Genomic DNA, 25322 nt, shown 5'->3' on the forward strand with positions numbered 1-25322 from the left:
GCGGGCCCATGGGCCTGCATTCTGTCGGAAAGTGAAACATGCACAATCCAGCCGCGGTTGGCGCCGGAGCCTTGCAGGGCGTCAAGGTGCTTGATCTGTCACGCATTCTGGGCGGTCCGTTCTGTGGCCAGATACTGGGCGACCATGGCGCCGATGTGCTCAAGGTGGAGCCGCCGCAGGGTGACGATACCCGCACCTGGGGGCCTCCGTTTCGCGACGGCGTGGCCTCCTACTACTTCGGCTTGAACCGCAACAAGCGCCTCCAGTTTCTCGATCTGTCCGTGCCCGAAGGCCAGCAGCGCGTGCGCGAGCTGATGGCCCAGGCCGATGTGGTGGTGGAGAACTTCAAGGTCGGCACCATGGAAAAATGGGGCATAGGCTTTGAGCAGATGCGAGAAGAGCTGCCGCATCTGATCTGGTGCCGCGTCACGGGCTTCGGCGCCGACGGCCCTCTGGGCAGCCTGCCCGGCTACGACGCCGCCATCCAGGCCATGGCCGGCATCATGAGCATCAACGGCGAGGCCGATGGCGACCCGCTGCGCGTGGGCCTGCCGGTGGTGGACATGGTGACGGGGCTGAATGCCACCATCGGCGTGCTGCTGGCCCTGCACGAGCGGGGGCGCAGCGGGCAGGGCCAGCTGGTGGATGCCTCGCTCTACGACTCCGGCCTGTCGCTGCTCCATCCCCACGCAGCCAACTGGTTCATGGGGCGCAAGGTGCCGCAGCGCTCGGGCAATGCCCATCCCAATATCTATCCCTACGATGTGCTCAGCACCGGCGGTGCCCCCATATTTCTGGCCGTGGGCAATGACCGACAGTTCCGGCTGCTGTGCAGCCATGTCGGTCAGGAGGGGCTGGCGCAGGACGAGCGCTTTGCCACCGCAGGCCAGCGCTCCGTTCATCGTGCCGAGCTCAAGCCCTTGCTGCAGCAGGCGTTTGCGTTGCTCGATGGCGTGAAGCTTGCCGATGAGTTGATGGCCATAGGCGTGCCCGCCGCGCCGGTGCTCGATGTCGCCCAGGCGCTAGCGCATCCGCACACCGCGCACCGGGAAATGGTGGTGGAGATGGGCGAGTACCAGGGGCTGGGCGCACCGGTCAAGCTCAGCCGCACGCCGGCCAGCTACCGCTTTGCGCCCTTGAGCGAAGGACAGGAGTTTCTGCCGGATGCCGGCGCCTGAGCTTGCCTCACCGTAACTCCAGCCCGCCCAGCGCGGGCTTTCTTTTTTGCCCCCATGCGAGCCGGTTTGCGTTGCCGGCGCCCTGTCCCACCCTTTTCTCGGGAGTTGTGTGCACAATGGAATGCAAAAGCGTTTTCCCTGTGTTCTGTCCATGGAGAGTCTCACGATGTCGCATGCTTTTGCCAAAACCCTGAAGTCCTTTGAACTGGCCGAGGGCACGAAGGGCAAGTTCTATTCCCTGCCGGCCCTGGCCAAGCAGTTCCCGGAGATCAAGCGCCTGCCGGTCTCGATTCGTATCGTGCTCGAATCGGTGCTGCGCAACTGTGACGGCAACAAGATCACCGAGGAGCATGTGGCGCAGCTGGCGCGCTGGCAACCCAAGGCCGAGCGGGTCGACGAGATTCCGTTTGTCGTCGCGCGCGTGGTGCTGCAGGACTTCACCGGCGTGCCCTTGCTGGCCGATCTGGCCGCCATGCGCAGCACGGCTGCCAAGCTGGGCAAGAAGCCCAAGTCCATCGAGCCGCTGGTGCCCGTGGACCTGGTGGTGGACCACTCCATCATGGTGGACTACTTCGGAACCAAGAAGGCGCTGGACCTGAACATGAAGCTGGAGTTCCAGCGCAACCAGGAGCGCTACCAGTTCATGAAATGGGGCATGCAGGCCTTCGACACCTTCGGTGTCGTGCCGCCGGGCTTCGGCATCGTGCACCAGGTCAATCTGGAATACCTGGCGCGCGGCGTGCACAAGGCAAGGAGCGGCAAGGGTGATGCGGTGTACTACCCCGACACCCTGGTCGGCACCGACAGCCATACCACCATGATCAACGGCATAGGCGTGGTGGCCTGGGGTGTGGGCGGTATCGAGGCCGAGGCGGCCATGCTGGGCCAGCCCGTGTACTTCCTCACGCCCGATGTGGTGGGCTTCGAGCTGACCGGCCAGTTGCGCGAGGGTGTGACGGCCACCGATCTGGTGCTCACTGTCACGGAGCTGCTGCGCAAGGAAAAAGTGGTCGGCAAATTCGTCGAGTTCTTTGGCGAAGGAACGCGCAGCCTGTCTCTGCCGGATCGCGCCACCATCGGCAATATGGCTCCTGAATATGGGGCGACCATGGGTTTCTTCCCGGTCGATGAAAAGACCATCGAGTACTTCAAGGGAACGGGACGTACCAAGAGCGAGATCCAAGCCTTCGAGGCCTACTTCAAGGCCCAGCAGCTGTTTGGCGTGCCCAAGGCCGGCGAAATCGACTACTCGCATGTGGTCAAGCTGGACCTGGGCAAGGTGGCTCCGAGCCTGGCCGGGCCCAAGCGCCCGCAGGACCGCATCGAGATCGGCCATGTGGCCGGGCAGTTCGACGAGCTGTTCAGCGCTCCCGTGGCCCAGAATGGCTTCAACCTGCCTGCCGATCAACTGGCGCGTCGCCACGTGGTGAGTCCCGATGGTCCCGAGGCCTTGCAGCCCGAGAGCAAACCCCTGTCGGCTGGTGCGGAGCGCAACAAGGCCGAGATGGTGAGCAACACGCCCGAGACCGGCAAGGCCGAGGCCAGTGCGATTGCTTCTGATGCCAGCCATGCGGTTGCAGCGCCGGAAAAGGGCTTCGATATCGGCAGCGGCGATGTGCTGATTGCCGCCATCACGAGCTGCACCAATACCTCCAACCCCAGCGTCATGCTGGCGGCAGGCCTGCTGGCCAAGAAGGCGGTTCAGGCAGGCCTCAAGGTCAAGCCGCATATCAAGACCTCGCTGGCGCCGGGCTCCCGCCTGGTGACTCGTTATCTGACCGAGGCAGGCTTGCTGCCCTATCTGGAAAAGCTGGGTTTTGCGCTGGCCGGCTACGGCTGCACCACCTGCATTGGCAATGCCGGTGATCTCACCCCCGAGATCAATGCTGTCATCACGCAGAACAATCTAGTCTGCGCGGCCGTCCTGTCGGGCAACCGCAACTTCGAGGCCCGCATTCACCCCAATATCAAGGCCAACTTCCTGGCCAGCCCTCCGCTGGTGGTGGCCTATGCGATCGCCGGGACAGTGCGCAAGGACCTGATGACCGAGCCCGTGGGCAAGGGCAAGGGCGGCAAGGACGTGTATCTGGGCGATATCTGGCCCAGCAGCGAGGAGATTCAGGAGCTGCTCAAGTTCGCCATGAATGGCAAGGCCTTCCGCAGCAATTACGAGCAGGTGGCCAGCGAGCCGGGCAAGCTCTGGGAAAAGATTCGGGGGGTGACAGGCGCCACCTACACCTGGCCCGAGAGCACCTATATCGCCGAGCCGCCGTTCTTTGCCGACTTTGCTCTGGAACTGAAAGCGCCGTCCGCAACGACAGATAGAGCCTCCAATCCAAGCGCTGCGCACGGCGCCCGCATCATGGCCTTGTTCGGTGACTCCATCACCACCGACCATATCTCGCCCGCAGGCTCCATCAAGGAGTCTTCGCCGGCCGGCAAGTGGCTGCTCGAGCATGGCGTGCAAAAAGCCGACTTCAACAGCTATGGCTCGCGCCGGGGCAACCACGAGGTGATGATGCGCGGCACTTTTGCCAACGTGCGTATCAAGAACCTGATGATTCCCGCCGCAGCCGACGGCTCACGCGAGGAGGGCGGTGTCACCTTGTTCCGCGATGAGCATGGCAAGACCGAGAAGATGGCCATTTACGACGCGGCCATGAAGTACCAGGCCGCAGGCCGCGCCACGGTGGTGCTGGCCGGCGAGGAATACGGCACGGGCTCCAGCCGCGACTGGGCGGCCAAGGGCACGCAGCTGCTGGGCATCAAGGCCGTGGTGGCACGCAGTTTCGAGCGCATTCACCGTTCCAATCTGGTGGGCATGGGCGTGTTGCCGCTGCAGTTCAAGGGCAATGACAGCTGGCAAAGCCTGGGCCTGACGGGTGAGGAGTTCATCGATGTGATCCCAGCCGCTGACCTGGCGCCGCAAAGCGATGCTCAACTGGTGATCACCAGGCCCGACGGCAGCAAGAAAACCGTGACCGTGAAGCTGCGCATCGATACACCCATCGAGGTGGACTACTACCGCCATGGCGGCATCCTGCCCTATGTGCTGAGGCAACTGCTGGCCTGATTGCACCCGCTAGCCACGTAAAAAAGGCCTGCTCTTCTCGGAGGCAGGCCTTTTTCGTGGACCGGTGCGAGCTCTATTTCATCGAGTGCAGGCCAAACATATTGCCTTCGGTGTCGATGGCCAGGGCAATAAAGCCATAAGGGCCTATGGAGACTTTGTCGCGGTGCAGGCTGCCGCCGTTGCGTGCAACGCGCGCGGCCTGCTCGGCGCAGTCTTCACAGACGAAATAGACCAGCGTGCCGCCGCCGCCAGAGGGGCATTCGGGCATGCGGACCAGCGCTCCGGTGGCGCCGGCATTATCCGGCTGTCCGGGAAAGGCCCACATCTCCATATCGGGGTGCTCGCCGCCTTCCGGCATGGCCAGCGCTTGCAGCTGACAGCCCAGCACGGCTTCGTAGAAGCTTCTGGCGCGCGACATGTCCTGCACGTAGATCTCGAACCAGCCAACGGGATTCATAGCCATCTTCAGCTCCTTGTCTGCTCATCGGTGGAAGTCCAGATGCTGAGGCCGCAGAGGCTGTGATGCAAGCAGACCCGACCCTGAACAGGGGCATCCGAGCGCGGATCCCTCAGGGCTTTCTCTGGGCCGCAAGCTTTCTGGCCTTGCGGCGGTGCCACCAGAGCCAGATTCCGCTGATTCCCAAGCCGCCCAGCACCAGACCGTTGAGGCCGGCCAGGATTTCCATCAGCACGCCCCCCAGCTCTCCCGTGTGCAGCGGATAGGCCACGGCCACTGCCGCAGCGCCGGTGTCGAGTTCATTCCAGCGCCTGACGTCCAGCACGGCACCGTTGCGCGGGTCCAGCCATACCGAGCTGATGCCGTTGGGGTGCGGCTCGCCGGGGGCGCGAAAGCGGATGCGCACGGCTTGTTTGGCATTGGGCGGCAACTGCACGAAGCTGGCCTGGGCATCGGGCATGGCCGCACGGGCCGAGGCCAGCATGGCGTCCACATTGGCGGGCAGCGGCTGGGCGGCGTCTTGCGCAGCCAGTGCGGGCAGCTTGGGCGGCTTGATTGCCGTGCTGTTGCTGAGCACATTGAGCCAGTCGCCCAGCGGTCGCCAAGCCATATAGGCACCGGTGACGACCGACACCGCGATCAGCAGGCCCATGATCACGCCGCCGATGCGGTGCATGTCGAACAGGGCGCGCACCAGGGATTTGTTCAGTTCTATGCACCAGTTGCCCGGCCAGCGCTTGGGCCACCAGAGAATGACGCCCGTCAGCAGCAGCAGCACATAGGCCAGCGTGGTCCAGGCCAGTATGGCCTTGCCATTGGCGTCGAGCAGCAAGGTGCTGTGCAGCTTGAACAGTGTGTTGACAAAGCCCTCGGTCTCGCCGCGCCGGCCCTGCTCCTGTCCGGTGACGGGGTCCAGGTAAATGGTGCCGCGCCAGTTGGCCGCCTGAACGCGCAGCCACAGGCTATCGAGCCTCTCCTGAGGCAGTCGGAAGCGCAAAGTGGCTTTGCTGCCGAATTCCTCATGGGCTCTTGCCAGTATCGGCGTCAGCGCTGCGGCCTGCTGCGCATGCGTCGTACGGGCCTGGAACAGCTCGGGGTGTGCCATGCGGTCCAGCGGCTGGCCGATGATGAGCAGGGTGCCGGTGAGCCCGGCCAGAATCAGGATCCAGCCCAGGCCCAGGGCAAACCAGCGATGCAGCCGCAGCCACAGAGAACGGAGCGAAGTCATTGCGCGTGATGGTGTGATGCCCCACGAGACCGGCCTTGAGGGTGGACTCGCGGGGCCGCCGCTTAGAACGGCAGGGTGGCCTGAACGTACAGGGTGCGTGGCATGCCAACGTATTTGCCGCCGCCGTTGTTGTCGGTGGAGCGGGTGAAGTAGCGGCGGTCAAACACGTTCTTCATGCCCACAGTCAGGCGCAGATTGTTCAGCTCCTTGCCCGCCTGGTAGCTGGTGCGCAGGCCCAGAATGGCAAAGCCGGGGATATCACCCAGATTGCCGTTGGCGTCTTCCTGCGTGATGTAGGGATTGGGCTTGGCGCTGGTGCCGGGCGTGCCGGGCGAGCGCTGCTTGGACTGGGCGTTCAGATCGGCATTGAAGGTCCAGCGCTCCATCGCGTAACGTGCCGACAGGCCGGCCGTGTGGCGCGAATAAAGCGGCAGGTCGCGGCCTGCGAAGGGGCCAGCCTGGCTGGTGGCCTGGGTGAAGGTATAGCTCATGCCCAGCGACAGGCCCTTGAGTGCCGGGTAGTTCTTGCCGAAGTCATAGCGCAGCGCCGATTCCAGACCACGGTGGCGCGTGGCGCCCAGATCGGTCCAGATGCCGTTGCCGGTGCCGTCGCCCGGGCGATCCAGGAACAGCTCCTTGTTGAAGTCGATGTTGAACAGCGTCAGCTCGCCATTCCAGGTATCGCTCTTGTAGTGCGTGCCCAGTTCATAGGTCTTGGCCGATTCGGGATAGAGCTGGTTGTTGGACGACTGGGCCAGCTGTGCGTACTGCTGGGGCCCGAAGGACTTGCCGGCATTGGCGAACACCGACCAGTGGCTGTCGACGCGGTAGAGCACCGACAGCGTGGGCAGCCATTCGTTGGCGGCCGCCGTCGGGTAGATGGCCGCTGCGGTCGCGCCCTTGTAGTCCACCACATTGTTGAAGGAGCGGATGCGCTCGTAGCGCACGCCGGGGGTGATGGTCCAGTTGCCCACATCGATGCGGTTGTCGATATAGAAGGCATTGGCCGTGGTGCCGCCCTGGCTGGTCTGGGTGGTGTTCAGCGGCAGGGCCATGGCATCGACCTTGCCGGGCACATAGAAGCCGGAAGTGGCCAGCGCCGTTTCGGAGCTCTTTTCCTTCAGGTAGCGATAGCCAACGCTGACTTCCTGCACCACGGAGCCGGTCTCGAAAATGCGCGAGTAGCGCGGCTCCACGCCGTAGTAGCTGTAGTCGCGCGGTGCGGCCGTGAGGCTGCGCTTGCCGGCATTGGCACCTGTGGCGTCGCGTTCGATATAGCTGCCGCGGAAGGAGTCCACGTAGTAGCTGAGCACTTCGAAGTTGTTGCGACCGTCCTTGTAGCTGTACTTGAGCGAGCCGTCGGTGCGGCGGCCCGTGAACTGGTCATAGTTGCGCGTGCTCTGGAACGGGTCGGCTGCGTACTGGGCCGTGGTCAGGCCGCCGGGCATCTGGCCCTTGCCCTCGAAGTGGTGCAGCGAAGCGGAAATGCTGCTGTTGTTGCTGAGCTTGTAGCTGCCCTTGACCAGCAGATCGTCGATGTCGGTCTTGTCGTTGCTGCTGCGCCAGCCCTTGCCGTGCGTGCCCGAATACAGCACGGCCAGGCCCAGGCCCGACTCGTTGGTGCCGCCCACAAAGAAGCTGGGCGTGGTCTTCACATTGCCGCCGTGGCTGTAGATCTCGGTGCCGATGGAGGCTTCGGCCGCAAAGGTCTTGGGAATGGCACGCGTCGTGAAGTTGATGATGCCGCCCACGTTCTGCGGGCCGTAGCGCACCGAGCCTGCGCCGCGCACCACGTCGATGGAGTCCAGATTGCCCAGCGCCACGGGCGCCAGCGACAGCTGAGGCTGACCGTAGGGAGCGTAGGAGACGGGCACGCCGTCCTGCAGCACATAGGAGCGTGGCGACAGGCGCGCGGTCAGCCCGCGCACGCTCAGGTTCAGAGAGATATCGCTGCCGCCCGTGCCGTTGCTGTCCTGAACCTGCACACCGGGCACCAGGCGCAGCGCTTCGCGCAAGGTGGCCGCGCCGCTTTCCTGAATGCGCTCGCGCTCGACGATGGTGCGGGCACCTGGATGCTCCAGAACCTTCTCGGCACTGGACATATCGCCATCCAGCCAGTTGCCGGTGACGGTGACCGAGTCCAGGGCTGCTTCGGCAGCGGCGGCGGTGGCGCTGGCCGTCTGTGCATGAACGGGGCTGGCGAGCACGCCAAGGGCTGCGGCAACGGCAGCGGCGGCGCTGCTCAGGCGAAAAGCAGGAGGGGCGGAAAGATGGAGGTTAGCCATAGGTGTTGTAGAGGAAGGCACACAGCACCTGGCTGGCATGAACAGCGCGCTGCCCCAGCCTTGCGCTGGCGGCATCTCTTGTCTTCAGTCGGGGCCGGAGGGGGCTATGTGGCGTTTATTGGCAGGCGCGAATATTAATGAGAATGGCTGTCATTTGGCTGTATGTGGTTATGTTGAGACACAAAAAAACAGCCTCCCTGTCCGGCAATCTGGCCGTCCGGGGAAGCTGCATGTGGGAGCCGGGCGAGAGGGCTACTTAACCCTGTTCTGCCAGCAGGTCCTGCAAGGTCTTGACCTGCAGGCGCAGGCGCTCGTTCTCAGCTTCCAGCTCGGTGACGCGGGCCTGCAGCTCTTCGGGGCTGGCGGCTGGCGCGGCCTCTGCCGATTCTTCGGCTTCGGGCTTGGCGGCCTTGGGCTTTTTCTTGGCATCGCGCACGCGCTTGGCGGCCTGCTTGAGCGCGTCGGCGCCTTCGGCGGCCACGGCCTGCTGCTCTTCCTCGGGCAGGGTGGCGACCACGGCTGCGGCATTGAGCGAGAGCTCACCAGCCTTGACCGCGGCAACGACTTCGGGCGCTGCCTTTTCCTGGATGGTCTCGATCATCTTGACCTGGCCGGCCGACAGGCGGGCGGCGCGGGCCAGGGCTTCACGCGTGTCCAGCGCTTCGTCGGGCACCTTGGCAACACTGGCCAGGGCCTGGGCCACCACGGGGTCGGTCTCGCCTTCCCAGGGGGCTTCCTCGCTGGCCGGCTGTGCGGCCTTGGCGGCGTTCACGGCAGCGGCTGCCGCAGCGCGTCGCTCGGCAATGATCTCGCGCTTGCGCAGCGCCAGCACGCCGCGCTGGAAGTCGGAGACCGAGCGGCGGCCCAGATGCTGGTCGATCATCCACAGATGCACGTCGTCCATGTTCTTGAACTGCGTGGCCTGCACGGTGTTGAAGGGCAGGCCGTGCTTTTGGCAGATGCCGTAGCGGTTGTGGCCGTCGATGAGCAGATCGCCCCAGACCACCAGGGAGTCGCGGCAGCCTTCGGCGAGGATGCTGCGCTCCAGCGATTCGTGCTCGTCCGGGGTCAGAGGGTCGATATAGGCCTTCAGGCCTTCGTCAATCTTCAGTTCCATGTGTGTTCTTTAAATTGAGGAGCTACTTGCGCTTGTTGGTATTCGTTTTCAGCATGAAATCAATGTGAATTCAAGAGAGGGAGAGCGAAAGTAGCTATAGATAAAAGAGCAACGCCCCAGTGTATGGGGCGTTGGAAATGCAAAGCTGCTTGAGCTTACAGCAGACGCGAAATCAGCGCACCTTCCACAGGGCCTTCCAGCGGAATGCGCACGCGCACGGGGTTGCCTTGTGCGACTTCCACGGGCTGGCCTTCGAGGTTGAACATTTTCTCCAGCTTGACCTGTCGGTTGCCCTGGGGATGAATCACTTCGATGGTGTCGCCCACGGCGAAACGGTTCATGGTTTCAATCTCGGCCATGCCGTCGGCATAGCCGCGCACCGCGCCCACGAAGTGGCTGCGCTGCAGCACGCTGTGGCCGGTTTCGTAGTTCTGGTAGTCGTTGGCAGGGCGGCGCTCCAGCAGGCCGCCGGTATAGCCGCGGTTGGCCAGGCCTTCGAGCTCGGTGATCAGATGCGGGTTGAACGGGCGTCCGGCCACGGCGTCGTCGATGGCGCGGCGGTAGGTCTGGGCCGTGCGGGCCACGTAGTACAGGCTCTTGGTGCGGCCTTCGATCTTGAGCGAGTCCACACCGATCCTGGTCAGGCGCTCCACATGCTCCACGGCGCGCAGGTCCTTGGAGTTCATGATGTAGGTGCCGTGCTCATCTTCCATGATGGGCATCATCTCGCCGGGGCGGCCCTTTTCCTCGAGCAGATAGATGGCATCGGCCTTGGGGTGGCGCTGCTGGTCGCCGCAGGTACTGGTGAACTGGTTGTCCAGATCGTTCTTGGCTTCTTCGAAGTTGAAGCCGTTTTCCATGGTCTGGCCCAGGGCCTCGCCGGTGTTGGGGTCCACGGCCGCGTCATGCGTCTTGTAGTCCCAGCGGCAGGCGTTGGTGCAGGTGCCCTGGTTGGGGTCGCGGCGGTTGAAGTAGCCCGACAGCAGACAGCGGCCCGAGTAGGCAATGCACAGTGCGCCGTGCACAAACACTTCCAGCTCCATGTCGGGGCATTCCTGGCGGATCTTCTCGATCTCGTCCAGGCTCAGCTCGCGCGACAGGATGATGCGGGAGACGCCCATCTTCTGCCAGAACTTCACGGTGGCGTGGTTGGTGGTGTTGGCCTGTACGGACAGGTGAATTTCCTGCTCGGGCCATTTTTCCTTGACCATCATGATGAGCCCGGGGTCGGCCATGATCATGGCGTCGGGCTTCATGGCGATGATGGGCTCGATATCGCGGATATAGGTGCGCACCTTGTCGTTGTGCGCAATCAGATTGCTGGTCAGGAAGAACTTCTTGCCGCGTGCATGCGCCTCGGCAATGCCCTGGCCGATCTGCTCCAGGCGGAATTCGTTGTTGCGCGCGCGCAAGCTGTAGCGCGGCTGGCCGGCGTAGACGGCGTCGGCACCAAAGTCGTAGGCGGCGCGCATCTTGTCGAGCGAGCCGGCAGGCAGCAGCAGTTCGGGGGCTTTGAGGGTCATGATGGCGCTATTGTCCCGCATAGCGCTTTTCACCGTGGCTTGCTAAGGCTACGCGGTCTGTAGCAGTTGCGCGTGCAACTGCCGCGCAGGCAATGACAGGGAGGCCGTCGCGGCGGGCGTGCACAGCAGCAGCTGGCGCTGCGCCCAGGCGTCGGACAGCGGCACGGCTACCACGCCGGTGGCGGCGCCGTGGCGCTGCACGGCGGCCAGCGGCAGCACGGCAATGCCTACGCCCTGGCCCACGAGCTGGCACAGACCTTCGAAATGCTGCAGCTGGACCTGCATGCGCAGCAGCCTGTCATTGATCTGCAAGGCCTGTTTCTGCAGCAGCTGCTGCAAGGCGGATTCGCGCGGCAGACCGACCCAGTTCTCGTGCAGCAGCTCGGCCAGTTTCAGTTGCCGGCGCCCGGCCAGCGCATGGCCCAGCGGCAATGCGGCGGCCAGCGGGTCCGGCCTCCAGGGTTGGCAGTGCAGGCCTGCCAGGGCCGCCGCGTCTTCGGCATCCCAGGCGGCCACGCCGATATCGCACAGGCCCTGGCGCAGTCCGGCCAGCACTTCGCTGCTGGGGCATTCCTGAAGCTCCAGCGCAATCTGCGGGTGCTGGCGCAGAAAGCCGCTGACGGCCAGCGGCAGGTGCTCGCGCACGGCCGAGGTATTGCCGCGCAGCCGGATCTGCCCGGCCAGGCCGGCGCCGAACTCGCCCATGGCTCCGCGCAGGAGCTGCATCTGGCTGAGCACCTGCCGCGCATGCTGCCCCAGGGTGTGGCCCGCAGCCGTGGGCTGCACGCCGCGTGCCTTGCGAATGAGCAGCGCCGTGCCCAGAAGCTGCTCCATGCCGCGCACGCGCTCGCTGGCCGAGGCCAGCGTGAGATGGCTGAGCTGTGCCGCTGCCGTCAGCGTGCCGCTGTCGAGGATGTGCACAAACAGCTGGAGGTCGGTCAGGTCAAAGCGCATGGGGTTCAAGCCTAAGGTTTATACGAAGTCATTATTTGAATAATCCTGCTGGTCAAGCATCTTTCATCGCTGGATTATTGGCGCTATGCAAGAGAAGAATGATTCTTGCCGATGTTTGATGGTTCGGGCAATACGAAGGATTGATGATGTGGAATGAAGGCTGGATGGCTGCGGCAGCCATTGCCGTGTTTGGCCTGGCGGGTTGTGTCAAAGGCGTGGTGGGCCTGGGCCTGCCCACGGTTTCCATGGCCTTGCTGGCGGTGTTCATGCCGCCCGCGCAGGCGGCGGCGCTGCTGCTTTTGCCGTCGCTGGTGACGAATCTGGTGCAGATGCGGCCCGTGGCGGGTTTGCAGCCCTTGCTGCAGCGTCTTGGCTGGATGCAGCTGGGCATTGTGTTGGGCACGCTGGGAGGCGTGGCCCTCTGGGGCGGAGTCGGCAGCCTGCCCGCAGCCAGGCCGGCGCTGGGCCTGGCGCTGGTGATATACGCCCTGTGGGGGCTGTCGGGCCTGCGCTGGCAGACGCCGGCGCCGCACCAGGCCTGGCTGGGGGCGGCATGCGGCCTGCTGACGGGCGCCATCACGGCGGTGACCGGTGTCTTTGTCGTGCCGGCCGTGGCCTTTTTGCAGTCGCTGGGCCTGTCCCGTCCCGCACTCATGCAGGCCATGGGTCTGTGCTTTACCACCTCCACGCTGGCCCTGGGGGCCGGTTTGCTCTGGCAGGGCCAAGGCCTGGGCGCGCAGGCGCAGGAGATGGGACTGGGGTTGCTGGCTTCGGCACTGATGCTGATTCCGGCGCTGGCCGGCATGCACTGGGGCGAGTTGCTGCGCGAAAAGCTCTCGCCCGAGCTTTTCCGGAAGCTGCTGATGCTCAGTCTGCTGGCCCTGGGGGCCTACCTGTGCTTCTGAGTGGCCGGGCCGTAGTTGCAAGGGGTACAGGCCCAGCCACAGGCTGCCGAGCAGCAGCCCGGTAGGCCGCTGCGACATTGCCGCCATCCCTGCGCTCGGGAGGAGGGACGGCAATGTCGTCACGGGACGGTTACAGGCGGAAGACCTTGACGGCCTGACCGCGCTCGACTTCCCAGTGCTGCTGGCTGCGCAGGCGCTGAGCCTGCCCCTGGCTGCGCGCATTGTGCTGCGCCAGCTTGATGGCCAGCAGCTCGCGTGCCAGCCGCTTGTTGGCATGCTGGCTGCGTTCGCTCATGACCTTGACAGCAATACCGCTGGGCACATGCAGGGCATGGACGGCCGAGTCCGTGGTGTTGACATGCTGGCCGCCCTTGCCTGAAGCCTTGCAGGACTGGAACTGGATCTCGCCGTCCATGGCCAGCTGGCGCGGCGGCTCGCAGCGCTGAACGGCGACGAACCAGTTCTTGCGCGGATGCCGGGGCCGAAAGGGGCTGGCGAAGATCCACTGGATGGTGCCCAGCCATTCACGCAGGGCCGGCGTCTCGCGCTCGCAGCGCAGCAGCACCGACCTGTAGCCGGCCGGGGTACAGGACTCCTCCAGCACCTCGACCGCGAGATCCTCGGCAGCGCAGGCCTGCAGCAGCTTGCGCAGAGTCAGCCGCAGCGCGTATTCACACTCGGCGGGGCCGTGGGCGGAGCTCAGTTGCATCAGCAGCATTGCATGGCTCCTTTCTTGTAGGTCAGCAGGGGTTTGAGGCGCGCGACCAGCTCCACCAGGCCGGCCTCCTGCAGGCAGGCGACCACGGAGTCCACATCCTTGTAGGCCTGGGGAGCCTCCTCGTAGACCAGCTCGCGGTCGGCGCAGACCACGGCGCTGCCGAAGCGCGTGCGCAGCAGCTCGTCCAGCGTGAAGCGGGGCCGCAGCCGGCCCATGCAGTCCGTGCGCGCCCATTTGCGGCCGGCGCCGTGAGCCAGCGAATCGAGGGCCTCGTGCCGGCCGGTGACGGGCCGCACCAGATAGCTGTAGTCGCCGCGCGAGCCCGGAATGACGACCAGACCCCGGTCTGCCGGCGTGGCGCCCTTGCGGTGCAGAAAGCCGTCCTGGCCCTGCCAGTGGTGGGGCAGCACATGGTTGTGCGTGATGTCTAGCACGGCTTCTGCCTGGGTGCGGATCGCGCGCAGCAGGCGCTGGGCGATGCTGCGGCGGTTGAGCTGCGCATAGTCGATGGCGGCATCGTGCTGCAGCAGGTATTGCCTTGCGGCTTCGCTGCCGGCGGCCAGACCGTCGTGGCTGAAGCGCTGCACATGCTCGCGCAGTATGGAGCCGCCAAGGCCCCGCGAGCCGCTGTGCACCATGAGGTGCACGCGCTTTTTGTCGAGCGCGCCTTCCTCGTAGAGGGTCTCGATCTGCTGCAGTTCGGCAAAGTGGTTGCCGCCTCCGATGGTGCCCAGACTCTGCAGCAGATAGGCCAGATCGGCGACGCCGCTGGTCTGCGCGATCTGTTGCAGGTGCTCCATGTCCACTGTCTCCAGCAGTTCCTGAGGCAGAGGGCCGTCGATATTGCCCACGGCTTTTTCAAGCTTGGCGGCCGAGGTCTTGTGCACGGCGAGATCGGTGGCGTGGAGCGACATGCCGCAGCCTATGTCGCCACCGACCAGGGCCGGGTAGAAGCGTCCTGTCGAAAAGAAGGCCGCGCCTACGGGATAGCCCCGGCCCGGATGCAGGTCGGGCAGACCCACGGCGGCGCGGATGCCGTCCAGATTGGCGGCTGTGGTGTGAAGTTGCTGGATGGCAGCGTCCTCGATCCAGACGCTGCGGTTGGCGAACACCTTGATATAGGTGTCCGAAAAAGAATTGCCCATGAATGGCCCTTGGTCGAATGCATGAAATCAGCGATGGGGCAGTCGCGACATGCTCGGCCAAGAGGCATCCGGAAATTCACGCGCAGCGCAAAGCCTGACTCCATGTCATTCCATGGGCCGGCCAGGGTCTGCAGCGTGGCGGGAAGCGCTAGAAGGCTTTAGGCGCGCACGACTGCAAAGGGATTTGTCGTCTGGGACATGGCTCTCTCCTTTGCGTGAGTGGGTGAGGCGCGCAATCCTGCATGGAGTGCGGCAAAGAAAGGCATGCTATGGACTGGCGGGCGGCGGCGCAAGCCGTGCAGCTCGGTGCGTTGTGTATTGGCCACAGATATGAAAAAGCCCCGCAGGCCATGCCTGCGGGGCTTGGAGGGAAGCGCGGGCATGGCCTGCGTCAGTCCTGGGGTCTGAAGCCGATGACCAGATCGGAGGGCACCTTGCCGTCGATATCGCGCGGCAGCTTGTCGGTCTTGTGCAGGGCGCGGACCACGGCCTCATCCCAGGCCGCGTTGCCGCTGGACTTGGAGATCGTGGCACTGGTGATGGTGCCGTCCGGTGCCGTGCGCACGCGAACCTCGGCACGCGGATTGCCGCTGACCGCATCGGGGTAGACGATGTTGGGCTTGACGCGTGCGGCCACCTTGGCACCGTAGCCGGCCGATGGGCCGCCGCTGGCACTGCTGCCCGCACCGCCGGTGCGACTGCCGCCAGCGCCGCTGTGATCGCTGCCACCGCTGCCACCAGCATTGCCGGAGCCGCCGGCCAGCCCTTGCAGGCGTGCCAGCTCGGCCTTGCGGCGATCATCGGCTGCCTTGGCATCCCTGGCGTCCTTGGCTGCCTTCTCCTTGGCTTCCTTGGCCGCTTTTTCCTTTTCAGCCTTGTCCTTCTCGGCTTTTTCCCTGGCAGCCTTGTCCTTGGCTGCTTTCTCGGCTTTCTCTTTCTCAGCCTTTTCCGCTTTTTCCTTTTCGGCCTTGTCCTTGGCCGCCTTCTCGGCCTTTTCCTTTTTCTCGTGCTCGAGCTTTTCCTTGCGTTCCTTTTCCGCTTTTTCAGCCTTCTCGGCCTTTTGCTTTTCCAGCTGCGCCTTTTCGGCCTTTTCCTTTTCGGCCTTGTCCTTCTCGGCTTTTTCCTTGCGCTCCTTTTCCCGCTGTTCGCGGGCTTCCTGCTCGGCCTTTTCCTTCTTCAACTGCTCCTGCTTTTTCTTTTTGGCCAGGGCAATCTCGGCCTCATGATCGTCGTCATGGGCCTGAGCCTTGGGGGCCGGCGCAGGAGGAGGCAGCGGTGCCACCACGGGCTCCGGCGGAGGAGGTGGCGGCTCGGGAGCCGGGGCAGGCTCCGGCGTGGGCTCCGGAGCGGGAGGCGGCGGTGTCACGGCGGCTGCGGAAGCCGGGGCAGAGCTGCTCCAGACCTCGGCTTCGACCATGGCTTCGTCGGCTTCCTTGGGGGGGCGCACCGTCCACAGCAGGGCCGCGATCAGCAACCCGTGCGCGGCCAGGGCGAGCGACCATGAGCGCGCCCGGCCTTTGGGGCGGGGCGGGGCAAACTGATCGCGATCTTGCTGGTTAGGCATGGTGAATTGGTGGTCTGTGCGGGCTACGGCTTCAAAGCATCAAAGTCGCGGCTGGCGGCAGAGCTTCATGTATGGGTCAATTGCTGGAAGAGGAAACAACGCCGAAGGCTATGCGCTTGACGCCAGCCTTGGACAGCGTGGTATGCGCCTTCATGACGTCATCGAAGGGCAGACCCTTGTCGGCGATGATCTGGATGGCGCTGTCCTCGCCCTGGCCTTGCTGCCAGGACTGGGCCAGGCCCATGAGGTCGCCAGGCTTGATGGTCTGGGTATTGCTGCCGTTCTTGAACTGGATGCTGCCGTCCTTGTCGAGCAATACATAGGCAATGTTCTTGGTCGGCGGGCGCGAGGACTTGCCTGCGCTGGGCACGTTGATGGAGCCGGGCGTGAGCATGGGGGCCGTCACCATGAAGATGATGAGCAGCACCAGCATCACGTCGATGAAGGGCACCATATTGATTTCGTTGACGGTGCGGCGATTGCGACCGCGTGAACTCATGGCTGGCATGGATCACACTCCTTACAAATAGGCTGCTTGGCGCGCAGCCGTCCTGCTTGTGCAAGTTTCAATCCAGAGGCGCAGTGCAAAGGCCCGCAGGCCTTGTGCCCTGTCAAGGCCAGAGGCCTGAAGCGACTCGGGAACAGTTTCATCTCAATGGCCGGAGGCAGAGCCGCTGGCGGTGGAGCCGACATTGCGCTGCAAGATATTGGAGAACTCTTCGATGAAGGTTTCTTCCTGGCTGGCGATGCGGTCGATGTGGTGGGCGTAGCGGTTATAGGCCGTCACGGCGGGGATGGCCGCAAACAGACCCATGGCGGTGGCCACCAGCGCCTCGGCAATGCCGGGGGCCACGGTGGCCAGCGTGATCTGCTCCATGTTGGCAAAGCCGGTGAAGGCGTGCATCACGCCCCATACGGTGCCGAACAGGCCGACGTAGGGCGAGACCGAGGCCACCGTGCCCAGGAAGGACAGGCCGGATTCGATCTCGTCGAGTTCGCGCTGAAAGCTCGCGCGCATGGCTCGGCGTGTGCCGTCCATCAGCGTGGCGACATCGCCGATGCGGCGCTCGCGCAGCTTCTGGTATTCACGCATGCCGCTGGCAAAGATGCGCTCCATGGGGCCGCCGGTCTTGGCGTTCTGCGCGGCAGAGGCGTAGAGGTCGTTGAGACTGGTGCCCGACCAGAAGTCCTGCTCGAAGTTGTCGTTGAGCGAGCGCACGCGCTTCAAGGTCTGGGCCTTGCGAAAAATGGTGGCCCAGCTCGCTATGGATGCGATCACCAGGATCAGCATGACCAGTTGCACCACCCAGCTGGCCTGCATGATGAGGCTGAGGATGGACATGTCTTGGGAGTTCATGAAAGTTGCTCCAGGATATGGTTCGGAATTCTCGCGGGGCGCATGGTCGTGCCATCCACCCACCCAATTCGGATGGAGCCCGTGCACAGTGGCGTGGGCTCTTGGGCTTGACTGTTGGAATGGACCAGCAGCGCCTGCTGCTCGATTGTGAGCGAAGCGCGGCCGGCACTTTTCAAGCTAGCGGTAACAAAGAGTTGGTCATCGAGTCGCGCCGGGTGCAGATATTCAAGCTGCGCAGACGTTACGACAAAGATGCCGCCGGTTTGTTCCCGCAGCTTTTGCTGGGCGATGCCCAGCGAGCGCAACCACTCGGTGCGGGCACGCTCGAAGAACTTCAGGTAGTTGGCATAGAACACGACGCCGCCGGCATCGGTGTCTTCCCAGTAAACGCGCATCGGGAATGTGAACACCCCGGCTGCGGCGGCTTGCATGGCATCGGTCCCGTCAGGCAATGGCGCTGGTTGGCTCTGCATCATCACGGATTCAGCACAAGAGCTTTTTCATGCGAGCAATCGCTTCCTGCAACTGCTCCATGGAGTTGGCGGTGGAAAAGCGCACATAGTTTGCCGTCTCGGCCTGACCGAAGTCGCGGCCGGGGGTGATGGCCAGGTGAGCCTGGTTCATCAGCGCATAGGCAAAGTCCCAGCTGCCCTTGACGCCGAGCTTTTCGGCAGCGGCGCGGCAGTCGGCCCAGGCGTAGAAGGCGCCGTCGGGCTTGACGGGCACGGGCATGCCGATCGATTCGAGAGCCGGGATGAAGTAGTCGCGGCGGGCCTTGAACTCGGCGCGGCGGCGTTCGTATTCGGCAATGCTTTCAGGCTCGAAGCAGGCCAGGGCCGCATATTGCGACACAGTGCTGGCGCAGATGAACAGATGCTGGGCCAGCATCTCGATGGGCGCGACCAGCGATTCGGGCACCACCATCCAGCCCAGGCGCCAGCCCGTCATGTTGAAGTATTTGCTGAAGCTGTTGATGGAGATGATGTCGTCGCCAAGAGTCAGGGCCGATTGGCCGAAGGCTTCGTCGTAGGACAGGCCCAGATAGATTTCGTCGACGATGGTCAACCCGCCTTTGGCGCGCACGACTTCGTGGATGCGGCGCAGCTCATCGGGCGCAATCGAGGTGCCCGTGGGGTTGGACGGCGAGGCCAGCATCACGCCGCGCGTGCGCTCACCCCAGGCCGCTTCGACCTTGGCTGCGCTGAGCTGAAAGCGCTCCGCCGCCGAGGAGGGGATCAGCACCGGCTTGCCCTCGGCTGCTGAGACAAAGTGGCGGTTGCAGGGGTAGCTGGGGTCGGGCATCAGCACCTCGTCGCCCTCGTCGATCAGTGCCAGGCAGGCCAGCTGCAGTGCAGCCGAGGCGCCGGCCGTGATGATGATGCGGCGCGCCGGCACGTCCACGCCGAAGCGGCTGGCGTACCAGGCGCTGATGCGCTCGCGCAGCTCGGGCAGGCCAGGTGCCTGGGTGTACTGGGTGCGACCGCCGCGGATGGCGCGTTCAGCGGCTTGCTGCACCAGAGGCGGGGCGCTGAAGTCCGGCTCGCCAATGTTCAGATAGATCATGGGCGTGCCGCTGGCGCTGGATTGGCGGGCCACTTCCTGCGCGTGCTTGGCCATTTCCATGACGTAGAACGGCTCGATGCGCTGGGCGCGGCGGGAAAGCTCGATGGCGGACATGGACGACGTTATTCTTTCAATCAATCAGCGTTCGGGAGCAGTCGGGCAACTGCGCAGCAAGTGGTGCAGCAGCTTTGCGCCCATAAAAAAACTGCAACCAGCCAGCCGGTGCACGATAGCACCTGCGGCCCTGTTGCAGTATTTGCATTGACTATGCATGTGGCGCCAGCAGGGCCGCGCAGGCACGGCGCTGCAGCTCAAACGGTTCAGCTGGCAGACTTGCTCGCGCGGTCATGCGCCACTTCGGTGGCGCGCATCTCGGGAGCCAGTCCGTTGAGCACGGCGTTGACATACTTGTGACCGTCGGTGCCGCCGAATTCCTTGGCCAGCTCGATGCACTCGTTGAGCACCACGCGCCAGGGCACGTCGGGGCAGTTCTGGAATTCATATACGCCAATCCACATGCAGGCATGTTCGATGGGCGAGATCTCGGTCAGGCCGCGATCGAGCTTGGGCGTGATCAGTGCATCCAGTGCTGCCTCGTTTTCCACGCAGCCGCGCAGCAGTGCGTCGTAGTGCACCACGTCGGCCTTGTGAAAGCCGGCCAGATCGCGCGTGAAGCGGTCGATGTCAAGCACCGCATTGCGGCCCACGATGTGCTGATACAGACCTTGCAGTGCGAATTCGCGTGCGCGGCTGCGGTTGGACTTGGAGCCCGCCTTGCGTGCGCCGGTGCTGGTCAGGCCGGTGCGCTTTTGGGGAGGGCGGCGCGAGCCGGACTCGCTGGATTGTTCTTCACTCATGATCGTCGTAGGAGTTGAGCAGATTGGCCATTTCCACGGCGACCTGGGCTGCGTCGCGGCCCTTGTCTACCTGGCGGGCAATGGCTTGCTCCATGTTTTCAGTGGTGATGATCGCGTTGGCGATCGGCAGTCGGTAGTCCAGGGACAGGCGTGTCACGCCTGCGCCCGATTCGTTGGCTACCAGCTCGAAGTGGTATGTCTCCCCACGGATGATGCAGCCCAGCGCCACCAGGGCGTCGTACTGATCGGTGTCGGCCAGTGTCTGAAGCGCCACGGGCACTTCGAGTGCGCCGGGGACTGTGACATGGTCGATGTTCTCGCTCTTCACACCCAGTGCCAGCAGCTCGTCGCGGCAGGAGGCAAACAGGGTGTTGGTAATGCTTTCGTTGAAGCGTGCCTGCACGATGCCGATCTTCAGCTCGGCGCCGTTGAGGTTCTGGCCTTGGCCTTTTTCTGCGTTTTGCATCTGGTGTTCCGTCTCTTATTCTTTGGGGATGTAACCCGTGATTTCCAGGCCGTAGCCTGCCATGCTGGGCATGCGGCGGGGCTGGCCCATGAGGTGCATCTTGCTCACGCCCAGCTCGCGCAGGATTTGAGCGCCCACGCCATAGGTGCGCAGGTCCATGCGGCCGCGCTCGGGTGCCTGGGCCGAACGGGCCTTGCCTTCGAACTGGGTCAGCAGCTGCTCGCCGGACTCGCTGCAGTTGAGCAGCACGGCCACGCCCTGGCCATTGCCGTTGATGTACTTGAGGCTCTCGTCCAGGCACCAGGAATGCTGGTTGCGGCCGATTTCAAGCGCATCGAGCACCGACAGCGGCTCGTGCACGCGCACGGGCACGGTGGTGTCGGGCTGCCATTCGCCCTTGACCAGTGCCAGGTGCACGGAGCCACTGGGCACGTCGCGGAAGGCGTGGGCGATGAATTCGCCATGGGCCGTCTGCATGGGACGGCTGCCCACTTTCTGCAGCAGCGATTCGTTGCGGCTGCGGTATTCGATGAGGTCGGCAATCGTGCCGATCTTGATGCCATGCTCGGCGCAGAACAGCTGCAGATCGGGCAGGCGGGCCATGGTGCCGTCGTCCTTCATGATCTCGCAGATCACGGCCGAGGGCGTGCAGCCTGCCAGCGCGGCCAGGTCGCAACCAGCCTCGGTATGGCCGGCGCGCATGAGCACGCCGCCGTCCACGGCCTGCAGCGGGAAGATATGGCCGGGTTGCACCAGGTCGCTGGGCTGGCTGTTCTTGTTCACGGCCACCTGGATGGTGCGCGCGCGGTCGGCGGCCGAGATGCCGGTGGTCACGCCTTCGGCGGCTTCGATGGAGATCGTGAAGGCCGTGCTGTACACGGTGCCGTTGCGCGCGGCCATGGGCGGCAGCTTGAGGAATTCGCAGCGCTCGCGGGTCAGCGTCAGGCAGATCAGGCCACGGCCGAAGCGGGCCATGAAGTTGATGGCCTCCGCTGTGACATGGTCGGACGCCAGAACCAGATCGCCTTCGTTCTCGCGGTCCTCTTCGTCAACGAGAACGACCATGCGGCCGGCACGCATTTCCGCCACGATTTCTTCGACGGGCGAGATGGGCACGGGTTGGAGGGAGCTGTTCATGGAATGCCTTCTTGGACGTGAACTGGATGCGATGCACTGCAGTCGGCGGCTGGCGCATGACACGCACCAGTGAGGCATTGCCGACGCCGCCACGGGCGCAGGCAGGACTTCCAAAGAACGTGTGAGGCGGGAAGCCGCCTGGGCGGAGCCGCTTTCTGCAGGACAGGGCCTTGCGGAAAGCGCTCATTCTATTGCAGAGCGAGCTTTGAGCGCGCGAGCCGACCCTGAAACCATGATGCAGTGCAAGAACTGGACGCAGCTCCAAGGCATGGCATCGAGCAAGAGCCGCCCCGCCGCATGGCCCGCTCCAGCCATGATGCCGTCCCCCTTGGGGCAAGCGGCAAGGCCGCTCAGAGGGGCTTACAAATACTCGTGATCCTTGAGCACCACATCGCTGTCGGGATAGGCGCAGCAGGGCAGCACATAGCCTTCGGCCTGTTCCTCGCTCGTCACGCCCGGCCACTCGATGTCGTAGTGCACGCTGCCCGATACCAGCTGTCCCATGCAGGTGCGGCAGGTGCCGTTGCGGCAGGAGCTGGGCCAGTTCACGCCGCCGCTCTCCAGCGAGTCCAGCAGCGACTGGTCGGCCCAGGCATCGACCTGCTGGCCGCTGGGCTCGCACTTGGCGATGAAGAAGGGAGGGGCAAATGCGGAGTCGTTGGACATGAGGCGCTGTGGAGATTCTTTGCAAAACCCGTTGTTGTAGCCGGTTTGCCAAGGCCGTGGGTCCGGTGCGGGTTGCCTGTTTTTTCAGCGCCTGGAAATGAGTCGTTTTAAATCAAGGACTTGCCCGACTTATTCATGGGGCTGGTGCAGTTGTTCACAAGGATGTCCAGCGTAGGACGGGATAAGTGGCTGTCTGTCGGAGATGATCTGATCAAAAAACAGGCAGTTTGAAAAATCCCTGAAAAATCAAATGCTTGAAGCATTGCTGCAAAAGCTATTCAGGCTTGTCCACAGGCTTGTTGAGAAAAATTGGGGAAAAGCCTGGCGCTTGTATTTCGGGTAATGAAAGTCGTAGACCCAAGCTTGTTTGGATGATTTTGGTCGATGAAATTCACGTGAAGCACATTCCTTCAGTGTGCTTCGATGCTATGAAAATTGCTTTGTTGGAGCGCTTTTTCTTTTGGGTACGTGATTCTTTCTCGAATCTCCGTACCCCCTAAAAGCAGAGTGCTTCAACGGGCGCTTCTGCTGCGGCTCTTCATAGGAGCGCCACCACCACGCCAGCAGGAACTTGGCTCAGTTCTGCAGTACCAGCAATGCTTGGACTTCCGCCCTGGCCTGTATCCCGAGTCGCTCCAGATCAAGGCCTGTTGGTAAGTCATCTTCGAGGATGACCTTGCCAGCACACAGCACCCACTTGAGGTGGGGGCGCCCGCCGCTGGCGATGGGGCCGATTGCAGGGTCGTGCAGCCCAAAATATCGGGGGTCATCGAGTGCATATACGGCCAGATCAGCAGCCATACCCGCTGATAGATGGCCGACACCTTCAAAGCCGAGCATCTGCGCGCCGCTCTGACTGGCCCAGTGGATGATTTGCTCCACGGTGGTGGCGTCGCCGCCTTCTTCGCCTAGCCCTTCGGGTCTGGCGCGGGAAAGCGCGCCAGCTTGGGCGCGGTGTAGCATCCACGCAAAATGCAGCTCGCTGATCATGTCTGCGGCTTCGTTGGAGGCCGCGCCATCGACGCCCATCGTAACGGGGGAGCCCATTTTGGCCAGCGCAGGTGCGGGCGCGATTCCGTCGGCTAGGCGGGCATTGCTTTGGGGGCAGTGGGCAATGCCGGTACGGCTTTCTCCCAGCATCCTGATTTCCTCGGGGCTTAGGTGTACCAGGTGGGCCAGCCATACATCGGGCCCCAGCCACTCATTGCGGGCAAGATATTCAATGGGTAGACAACCGAATTTTTCACGGCAATGCTCGATATAGGCCACGGACTCCGACATATGGCTGTGCAGTCGCAAGCCCATGGAACGCGCGGCTCTGGCCACTTCCTTGAGCTCCTGTTTTGGCAGCGAGACATGGACAGAGGTGGGTGCCATGGCCACTTTGCTCATGGCCATGGGGGTGGTCTGGTGGAAATACTTGGCCGTGGCTTGTACCGAGCTCAGCATCTGATCCAGTGTTTCGGTGGCCTGTAACAGCTTTTCATCGGCCTCCAGCTTGCGGGTGACGGTGGCACCGCCGCGCAGCAACATGAAGCGCATGCCCAGCGCGTGGGCTTCCTCGAAAAGAATGGCAGCAGCATCAAAGTCCTGTCCGGGCTGGAACAGGTAATGATGGTCGGCTACGGTGGTGCAGCCTGAGCGCAGCAGCTCCACCAGGCCAATGCGCACGGCTATGCGCAAACGCTTTTCATCAAAGCTGCGCCGGTAGCTGAAGGGCACAGCCTGCAGCCACGGGCTCAGCGTCAGATTGATGCCCGCAGGCACACCTTTGAGTAAAGACTGGAACAGGTGGTGGTGGGTATTGACCCAGCCGGGGTAGATGACGCAGTTGCTAGCATCGAGCTGCTCCTCGTCGGGCAGGGGCGGTAGCCCGTTGCCCATCTCGGTGATGACGCCGCTCTCTATGCGGATGTCGCGGGCGGAGCTTCTGGCCTTGCTTCCCGGCAGCCCCGTCATGATGGCTGCCGCATTGCGGATCAGAATGTTATTTTTCATGGGGCTCTCAGTTCTTGGGCATCAGGCCGTCCACGCCTTGGACCAGATAGTTCATGGTGGCCAGATCATCGGGCGAGATATGCTGGCCCGCTGGAACGCGTGTCGTGCCCTGCTGATCGACCAAAGGGCCGGTGAAAATCTGGCGCTGACCTGAAGCAATTTCCTTGGTGAGGGTTTCAACCTGGTTGCGCACCTCGGCAGGAATGGCTGAGTTCAGCGGTGCCAGCTTGATGATGCCGTCACTGAGGCTGCCCATGACGCTTTCGGGCTTCCATTTATCCGCCAGTACTTCGTTGACGACCTTGATGTAGAAGTTGCCCCAGTTTTGGGTAATAGAGGTGAGGTTGGTCGTGGGGCCGAACTTGGACATGTTCGAGTAGTAGCCCAGGGTGTAGACCTTTTTCTCTTCGCCTGTGGTGACGATGGAAACGCCCGAGGTGGCATAGGCAAGGGTGTCTGCGCCCAGCTTGATGAGGGCATTGGCGGCATCGCGCTCCTTGCCCGGGTCATACCAGGAATTTACCCAGATCAGGCGCAACTGAGCTTTGGGATTGGCGCTTTTCATGCCCAGTGCGAAAGCGTTCACGCCTTGCAGCACCTCGGGGATAGGGAAGGCGCCCACATAGCCGACCACATTGTTCTTGGTCATATGACCGGCGATCACACCTTCCAGATAACGGCCCTCATACCAGCGGGCGTTGTAGGTGCCGACATTGGTTGCTGTCTTGTAGCCGGTGCCGTTCATGAAGATGATTTTGGGAGCGGTGCGCGCCACCTTGAGCGTGGGCTCCATGAAGCCAAAGGAGGGCGTGAAGATCAGTTTGCAGCCGTCTTTCACAAAATTGCGTACAACGCGCTCTGCGTCTGGGCCTTCTGCTATGTTTTCTACGTATTTGGTGCTGATTTTGTCGCCGAGGGCAGCGACCAGTTCCTTGCGCGCCAGCTCATGCTGATAGGTCCAGCCGCTTTCTCCAATCGGGTTGGAATAGAGAAAACAGACTTTGAGTGGCTCGGCGGCAGAGGCGCTGCTCAGGCCCAGCATAAAGAGCGACGCTGCGCTGCATGCCGCAAGACAGGGAAATGCGGTCGATCGGTGCGTGTAGCGCACGTTGTTGCTGTTCATGGTCATGC

At 63.4% G+C, this 25322-nt stretch carries 22 protein-coding genes; 3 read left to right on the top strand and 19 right to left on the bottom strand.

The genetic code is table 11. The features are described from left to right. Nucleotides 1-38: 38 nt before the first annotated feature. Entirely contained in the window at nucleotides 39-1178 is a 1140-nt protein-coding gene (locus DFO48_RS19300; protein WP_114864492.1) for a CaiB/BaiF CoA-transferase family protein, read from the top strand. Between the two features lie 166 nt (nucleotides 1179-1344). Further along, on the top strand, nucleotides 1345-4251 hold the full coding sequence (locus DFO48_RS19305) for an aconitate hydratase (RefSeq protein WP_114864493.1): 2907 nt from the start codon (nucleotides 1345-1347) through the stop codon (nucleotides 4249-4251). Between the two features lie 73 nt (nucleotides 4252-4324). On the opposite strand, the gene DFO48_RS19310 is transcribed toward DFO48_RS19305, so the two are convergent. The 6 genes from DFO48_RS19310 to DFO48_RS19335 all read right to left on the bottom strand — a co-directional run bounded on the left by DFO48_RS19310 (nucleotide 4325) and on the right by DFO48_RS19335 (nucleotide 11815). Continuing rightward, complete coding sequence (locus DFO48_RS19310; protein WP_012839226.1) at nucleotides 4325-4714, bottom strand: VOC family protein; 390 nt, start codon at nucleotides 4712-4714, stop codon at nucleotides 4325-4327. A 106-nt stretch (nucleotides 4715-4820) separates the two neighbouring features. Beyond that, nucleotides 4821-5936 (bottom strand): PepSY domain-containing protein, encoded by a 1116-nt coding sequence (locus tag DFO48_RS19315; protein ID WP_114864494.1) that lies wholly within the window; start codon nucleotides 5934-5936, stop codon nucleotides 4821-4823. A gap of 62 nt (nucleotides 5937-5998) precedes the next feature. After that, entirely contained in the window at nucleotides 5999-8221 is a 2223-nt protein-coding gene (locus tag DFO48_RS19320) for a TonB-dependent siderophore receptor (RefSeq protein ID WP_114864495.1), read from the bottom strand. Between the two features lie 256 nt (nucleotides 8222-8477). Beyond that, nucleotides 8478-9338: a hypothetical protein gene (locus tag DFO48_RS19325; protein WP_003077699.1), complete on the bottom strand. Its 861-nt coding sequence runs from the start codon at nucleotides 9336-9338 to the stop codon at nucleotides 8478-8480. Between the two features lie 155 nt (nucleotides 9339-9493). Further along, nucleotides 9494-10882, bottom strand: coding sequence for a tRNA 5-hydroxyuridine modification protein YegQ (gene yegQ, locus DFO48_RS19330; RefSeq protein ID WP_114864496.1), 1389 nt, complete (start codon nucleotides 10880-10882; stop codon nucleotides 9494-9496). Between the two features lie 27 nt (nucleotides 10883-10909). Next, nucleotides 10910-11815 (bottom strand): LysR substrate-binding domain-containing protein, encoded by a 906-nt coding sequence (locus DFO48_RS19335; protein WP_114864497.1) that lies wholly within the window; start codon nucleotides 11813-11815, stop codon nucleotides 10910-10912. Nucleotides 11816-11961: 146 nt separating this feature from the next. Between DFO48_RS19335 and DFO48_RS19340 the strand changes: the two genes are divergently transcribed. Then, nucleotides 11962-12720: a sulfite exporter TauE/SafE family protein gene (locus tag DFO48_RS19340; RefSeq protein WP_003077693.1), complete on the top strand. Its 759-nt coding sequence runs from the start codon at nucleotides 11962-11964 to the stop codon at nucleotides 12718-12720. A gap of 130 nt (nucleotides 12721-12850) precedes the next feature. Here DFO48_RS19340 and prfH read toward each other — a convergent pair whose 3' ends face one another. From prfH to DFO48_RS19405, 13 genes are all read right to left on the bottom strand, one after another. Next, nucleotides 12851-13438 (bottom strand): peptide chain release factor H, encoded by a 588-nt coding sequence (prfH, locus tag DFO48_RS19345; RefSeq protein WP_003077689.1) that lies wholly within the window; start codon nucleotides 13436-13438, stop codon nucleotides 12851-12853. Beyond that, nucleotides 13429-14583 carry an RNA ligase RtcB family protein gene (locus tag DFO48_RS19350; protein ID WP_003077686.1) on the bottom strand — a complete coding sequence of 385 codons (1155 nt, stop codon included), beginning with the start codon at nucleotides 14581-14583 and terminating at the stop codon, nucleotides 13429-13431. The genes prfH and DFO48_RS19350 overlap by 10 nt, the downstream gene beginning before the upstream one ends. A gap of 391 nt (nucleotides 14584-14974) precedes the next feature. Next, entirely contained in the window at nucleotides 14975-16147 is a 1173-nt protein-coding gene (tolA, locus tag DFO48_RS19355; RefSeq protein WP_003077684.1) for a cell envelope integrity protein TolA, read from the bottom strand. A gap of 76 nt (nucleotides 16148-16223) precedes the next feature. After that, nucleotides 16224-16655 (bottom strand): biopolymer transporter ExbD, encoded by a 432-nt coding sequence (locus DFO48_RS19360; protein WP_003077683.1) that lies wholly within the window; start codon nucleotides 16653-16655, stop codon nucleotides 16224-16226. Between the two features lie 144 nt (nucleotides 16656-16799). Continuing rightward, nucleotides 16800-17504: a protein TolQ gene (gene tolQ, locus DFO48_RS19365; RefSeq protein ID WP_003077681.1), complete on the bottom strand. Its 705-nt coding sequence runs from the start codon at nucleotides 17502-17504 to the stop codon at nucleotides 16800-16802. Beyond that, on the bottom strand, nucleotides 17501-17935 hold the full coding sequence (gene ybgC, locus DFO48_RS19370; protein WP_034349281.1) for a tol-pal system-associated acyl-CoA thioesterase: 435 nt from the start codon (nucleotides 17933-17935) through the stop codon (nucleotides 17501-17503). The genes tolQ and ybgC overlap by 4 nt, the downstream gene beginning before the upstream one ends. A gap of 52 nt (nucleotides 17936-17987) precedes the next feature. Continuing rightward, nucleotides 17988-19181, bottom strand: a complete 1194-nt coding sequence (locus tag DFO48_RS19375) for a pyridoxal phosphate-dependent aminotransferase (RefSeq protein WP_003077677.1) — start codon at nucleotides 19179-19181, stop codon at nucleotides 17988-17990. Between the two features lie 206 nt (nucleotides 19182-19387). After that, entirely contained in the window at nucleotides 19388-19924 is a 537-nt protein-coding gene (nusB, locus tag DFO48_RS19380; RefSeq protein WP_003077675.1) for a transcription antitermination factor NusB, read from the bottom strand. Then, nucleotides 19917-20390 (bottom strand): 6,7-dimethyl-8-ribityllumazine synthase, encoded by a 474-nt coding sequence (gene ribH / locus DFO48_RS19385; protein ID WP_003063913.1) that lies wholly within the window; start codon nucleotides 20388-20390, stop codon nucleotides 19917-19919. The genes nusB and ribH overlap by 8 nt, the downstream gene beginning before the upstream one ends. A 15-nt stretch (nucleotides 20391-20405) precedes the next feature. Further along, nucleotides 20406-21527, bottom strand: coding sequence for a bifunctional 3,4-dihydroxy-2-butanone-4-phosphate synthase/GTP cyclohydrolase II (ribBA, locus tag DFO48_RS19390; protein WP_003077673.1), 1122 nt, complete (start codon nucleotides 21525-21527; stop codon nucleotides 20406-20408). A 360-nt stretch (nucleotides 21528-21887) separates the two neighbouring features. Further along, a complete protein-coding gene (locus DFO48_RS19395; RefSeq protein ID WP_003077671.1) occupies nucleotides 21888-22193 on the bottom strand; it encodes a 2Fe-2S iron-sulfur cluster-binding protein in 306 nt (101 codons plus the stop codon). A 576-nt stretch (nucleotides 22194-22769) separates the two neighbouring features. After that, on the bottom strand, nucleotides 22770-24191 hold the full coding sequence (locus DFO48_RS19400; RefSeq protein ID WP_114864498.1) for an amidohydrolase family protein: 1422 nt from the start codon (nucleotides 24189-24191) through the stop codon (nucleotides 22770-22772). A 7-nt stretch (nucleotides 24192-24198) separates the two neighbouring features. Beyond that, nucleotides 24199-25314 carry a BMP family ABC transporter substrate-binding protein gene (locus DFO48_RS19405; protein ID WP_114864586.1) on the bottom strand — a complete coding sequence of 372 codons (1116 nt, stop codon included), beginning with the start codon at nucleotides 25312-25314 and terminating at the stop codon, nucleotides 24199-24201. Nucleotides 25315-25322: the final 8 nt, after the last annotated feature.

The organism is Comamonas sp. AG1104 (assembly GCF_003350425.1).
GTDB lineage: Bacteria > Pseudomonadota > Gammaproteobacteria > Burkholderiales > Burkholderiaceae_C > Comamonas > Comamonas testosteroni.

What these genes read in the sequence shown, in the direction of transcription:
- DFO48_RS19300 (WP_114864492.1), top strand. Translation starts at nt 39, where the DNA reads ATGCACAATCCAGCCGCGGTTGGCGCCGGAGCCTTGCAGGGCGTCAAG.
- DFO48_RS19305 (WP_114864493.1), top strand. Translation starts at nt 1,345, where the DNA reads ATGTCGCATGCTTTTGCCAAAACCCTGAAGTCCTTTGAACTGGCCGAG.
- DFO48_RS19310 (WP_012839226.1), bottom strand. Translation starts at nt 4,714, where the DNA reads ATGGCTATGAATCCCGTTGGCTGGTTCGAGATCTACGTGCAGGACATG.
- DFO48_RS19315 (WP_114864494.1), bottom strand. Translation starts at nt 5,936, where the DNA reads ATGACTTCGCTCCGTTCTCTGTGGCTGCGGCTGCATCGCTGGTTTGCC.
- DFO48_RS19320 (WP_114864495.1), bottom strand. Translation starts at nt 8,221, where the DNA reads ATGGCTAACCTCCATCTTTCCGCCCCTCCTGCTTTTCGCCTGAGCAGC.
- DFO48_RS19325 (WP_003077699.1), bottom strand. Translation starts at nt 9,338, where the DNA reads ATGGAACTGAAGATTGACGAAGGCCTGAAGGCCTATATCGACCCTCTG.
- yegQ (WP_114864496.1), bottom strand. Translation starts at nt 10,882, where the DNA reads ATGCGGGACAATAGCGCCATCATGACCCTCAAAGCCCCCGAACTGCTG.
- DFO48_RS19335 (WP_114864497.1), bottom strand. Translation starts at nt 11,815, where the DNA reads ATGCGCTTTGACCTGACCGACCTCCAGCTGTTTGTGCACATCCTCGAC.
- DFO48_RS19340 (WP_003077693.1), top strand. Translation starts at nt 11,962, where the DNA reads ATGTGGAATGAAGGCTGGATGGCTGCGGCAGCCATTGCCGTGTTTGGC.
- prfH (WP_003077689.1), bottom strand. Translation starts at nt 13,438, where the DNA reads ATGCTGCTGATGCAACTGAGCTCCGCCCACGGCCCCGCCGAGTGTGAA.
- DFO48_RS19350 (WP_003077686.1), bottom strand. Translation starts at nt 14,583, where the DNA reads ATGGGCAATTCTTTTTCGGACACCTATATCAAGGTGTTCGCCAACCGC.
- tolA (WP_003077684.1), bottom strand. Translation starts at nt 16,147, where the DNA reads ATGCCTAACCAGCAAGATCGCGATCAGTTTGCCCCGCCCCGCCCCAAA.
- DFO48_RS19360 (WP_003077683.1), bottom strand. Translation starts at nt 16,655, where the DNA reads ATGCCAGCCATGAGTTCACGCGGTCGCAATCGCCGCACCGTCAACGAA.
- tolQ (WP_003077681.1), bottom strand. Translation starts at nt 17,504, where the DNA reads ATGAACTCCCAAGACATGTCCATCCTCAGCCTCATCATGCAGGCCAGC.
- ybgC (WP_034349281.1), bottom strand. Translation starts at nt 17,935, where the DNA reads ATGCAAGCCGCCGCAGCCGGGGTGTTCACATTCCCGATGCGCGTTTAC.
- DFO48_RS19375 (WP_003077677.1), bottom strand. Translation starts at nt 19,181, where the DNA reads ATGTCCGCCATCGAGCTTTCCCGCCGCGCCCAGCGCATCGAGCCGTTC.
- nusB (WP_003077675.1), bottom strand. Translation starts at nt 19,924, where the DNA reads ATGAGTGAAGAACAATCCAGCGAGTCCGGCTCGCGCCGCCCTCCCCAA.
- ribH (WP_003063913.1), bottom strand. Translation starts at nt 20,390, where the DNA reads ATGCAAAACGCAGAAAAAGGCCAAGGCCAGAACCTCAACGGCGCCGAG.
- ribBA (WP_003077673.1), bottom strand. Translation starts at nt 21,527, where the DNA reads ATGAACAGCTCCCTCCAACCCGTGCCCATCTCGCCCGTCGAAGAAATC.
- DFO48_RS19395 (WP_003077671.1), bottom strand. Translation starts at nt 22,193, where the DNA reads ATGTCCAACGACTCCGCATTTGCCCCTCCCTTCTTCATCGCCAAGTGC.
- DFO48_RS19400 (WP_114864498.1), bottom strand. Translation starts at nt 24,191, where the DNA reads ATGAAAAATAACATTCTGATCCGCAATGCGGCAGCCATCATGACGGGG.
- DFO48_RS19405 (WP_114864586.1), bottom strand. Translation starts at nt 25,314, where the DNA reads ATGAACAGCAACAACGTGCGCTACACGCACCGATCGACCGCATTTCCC.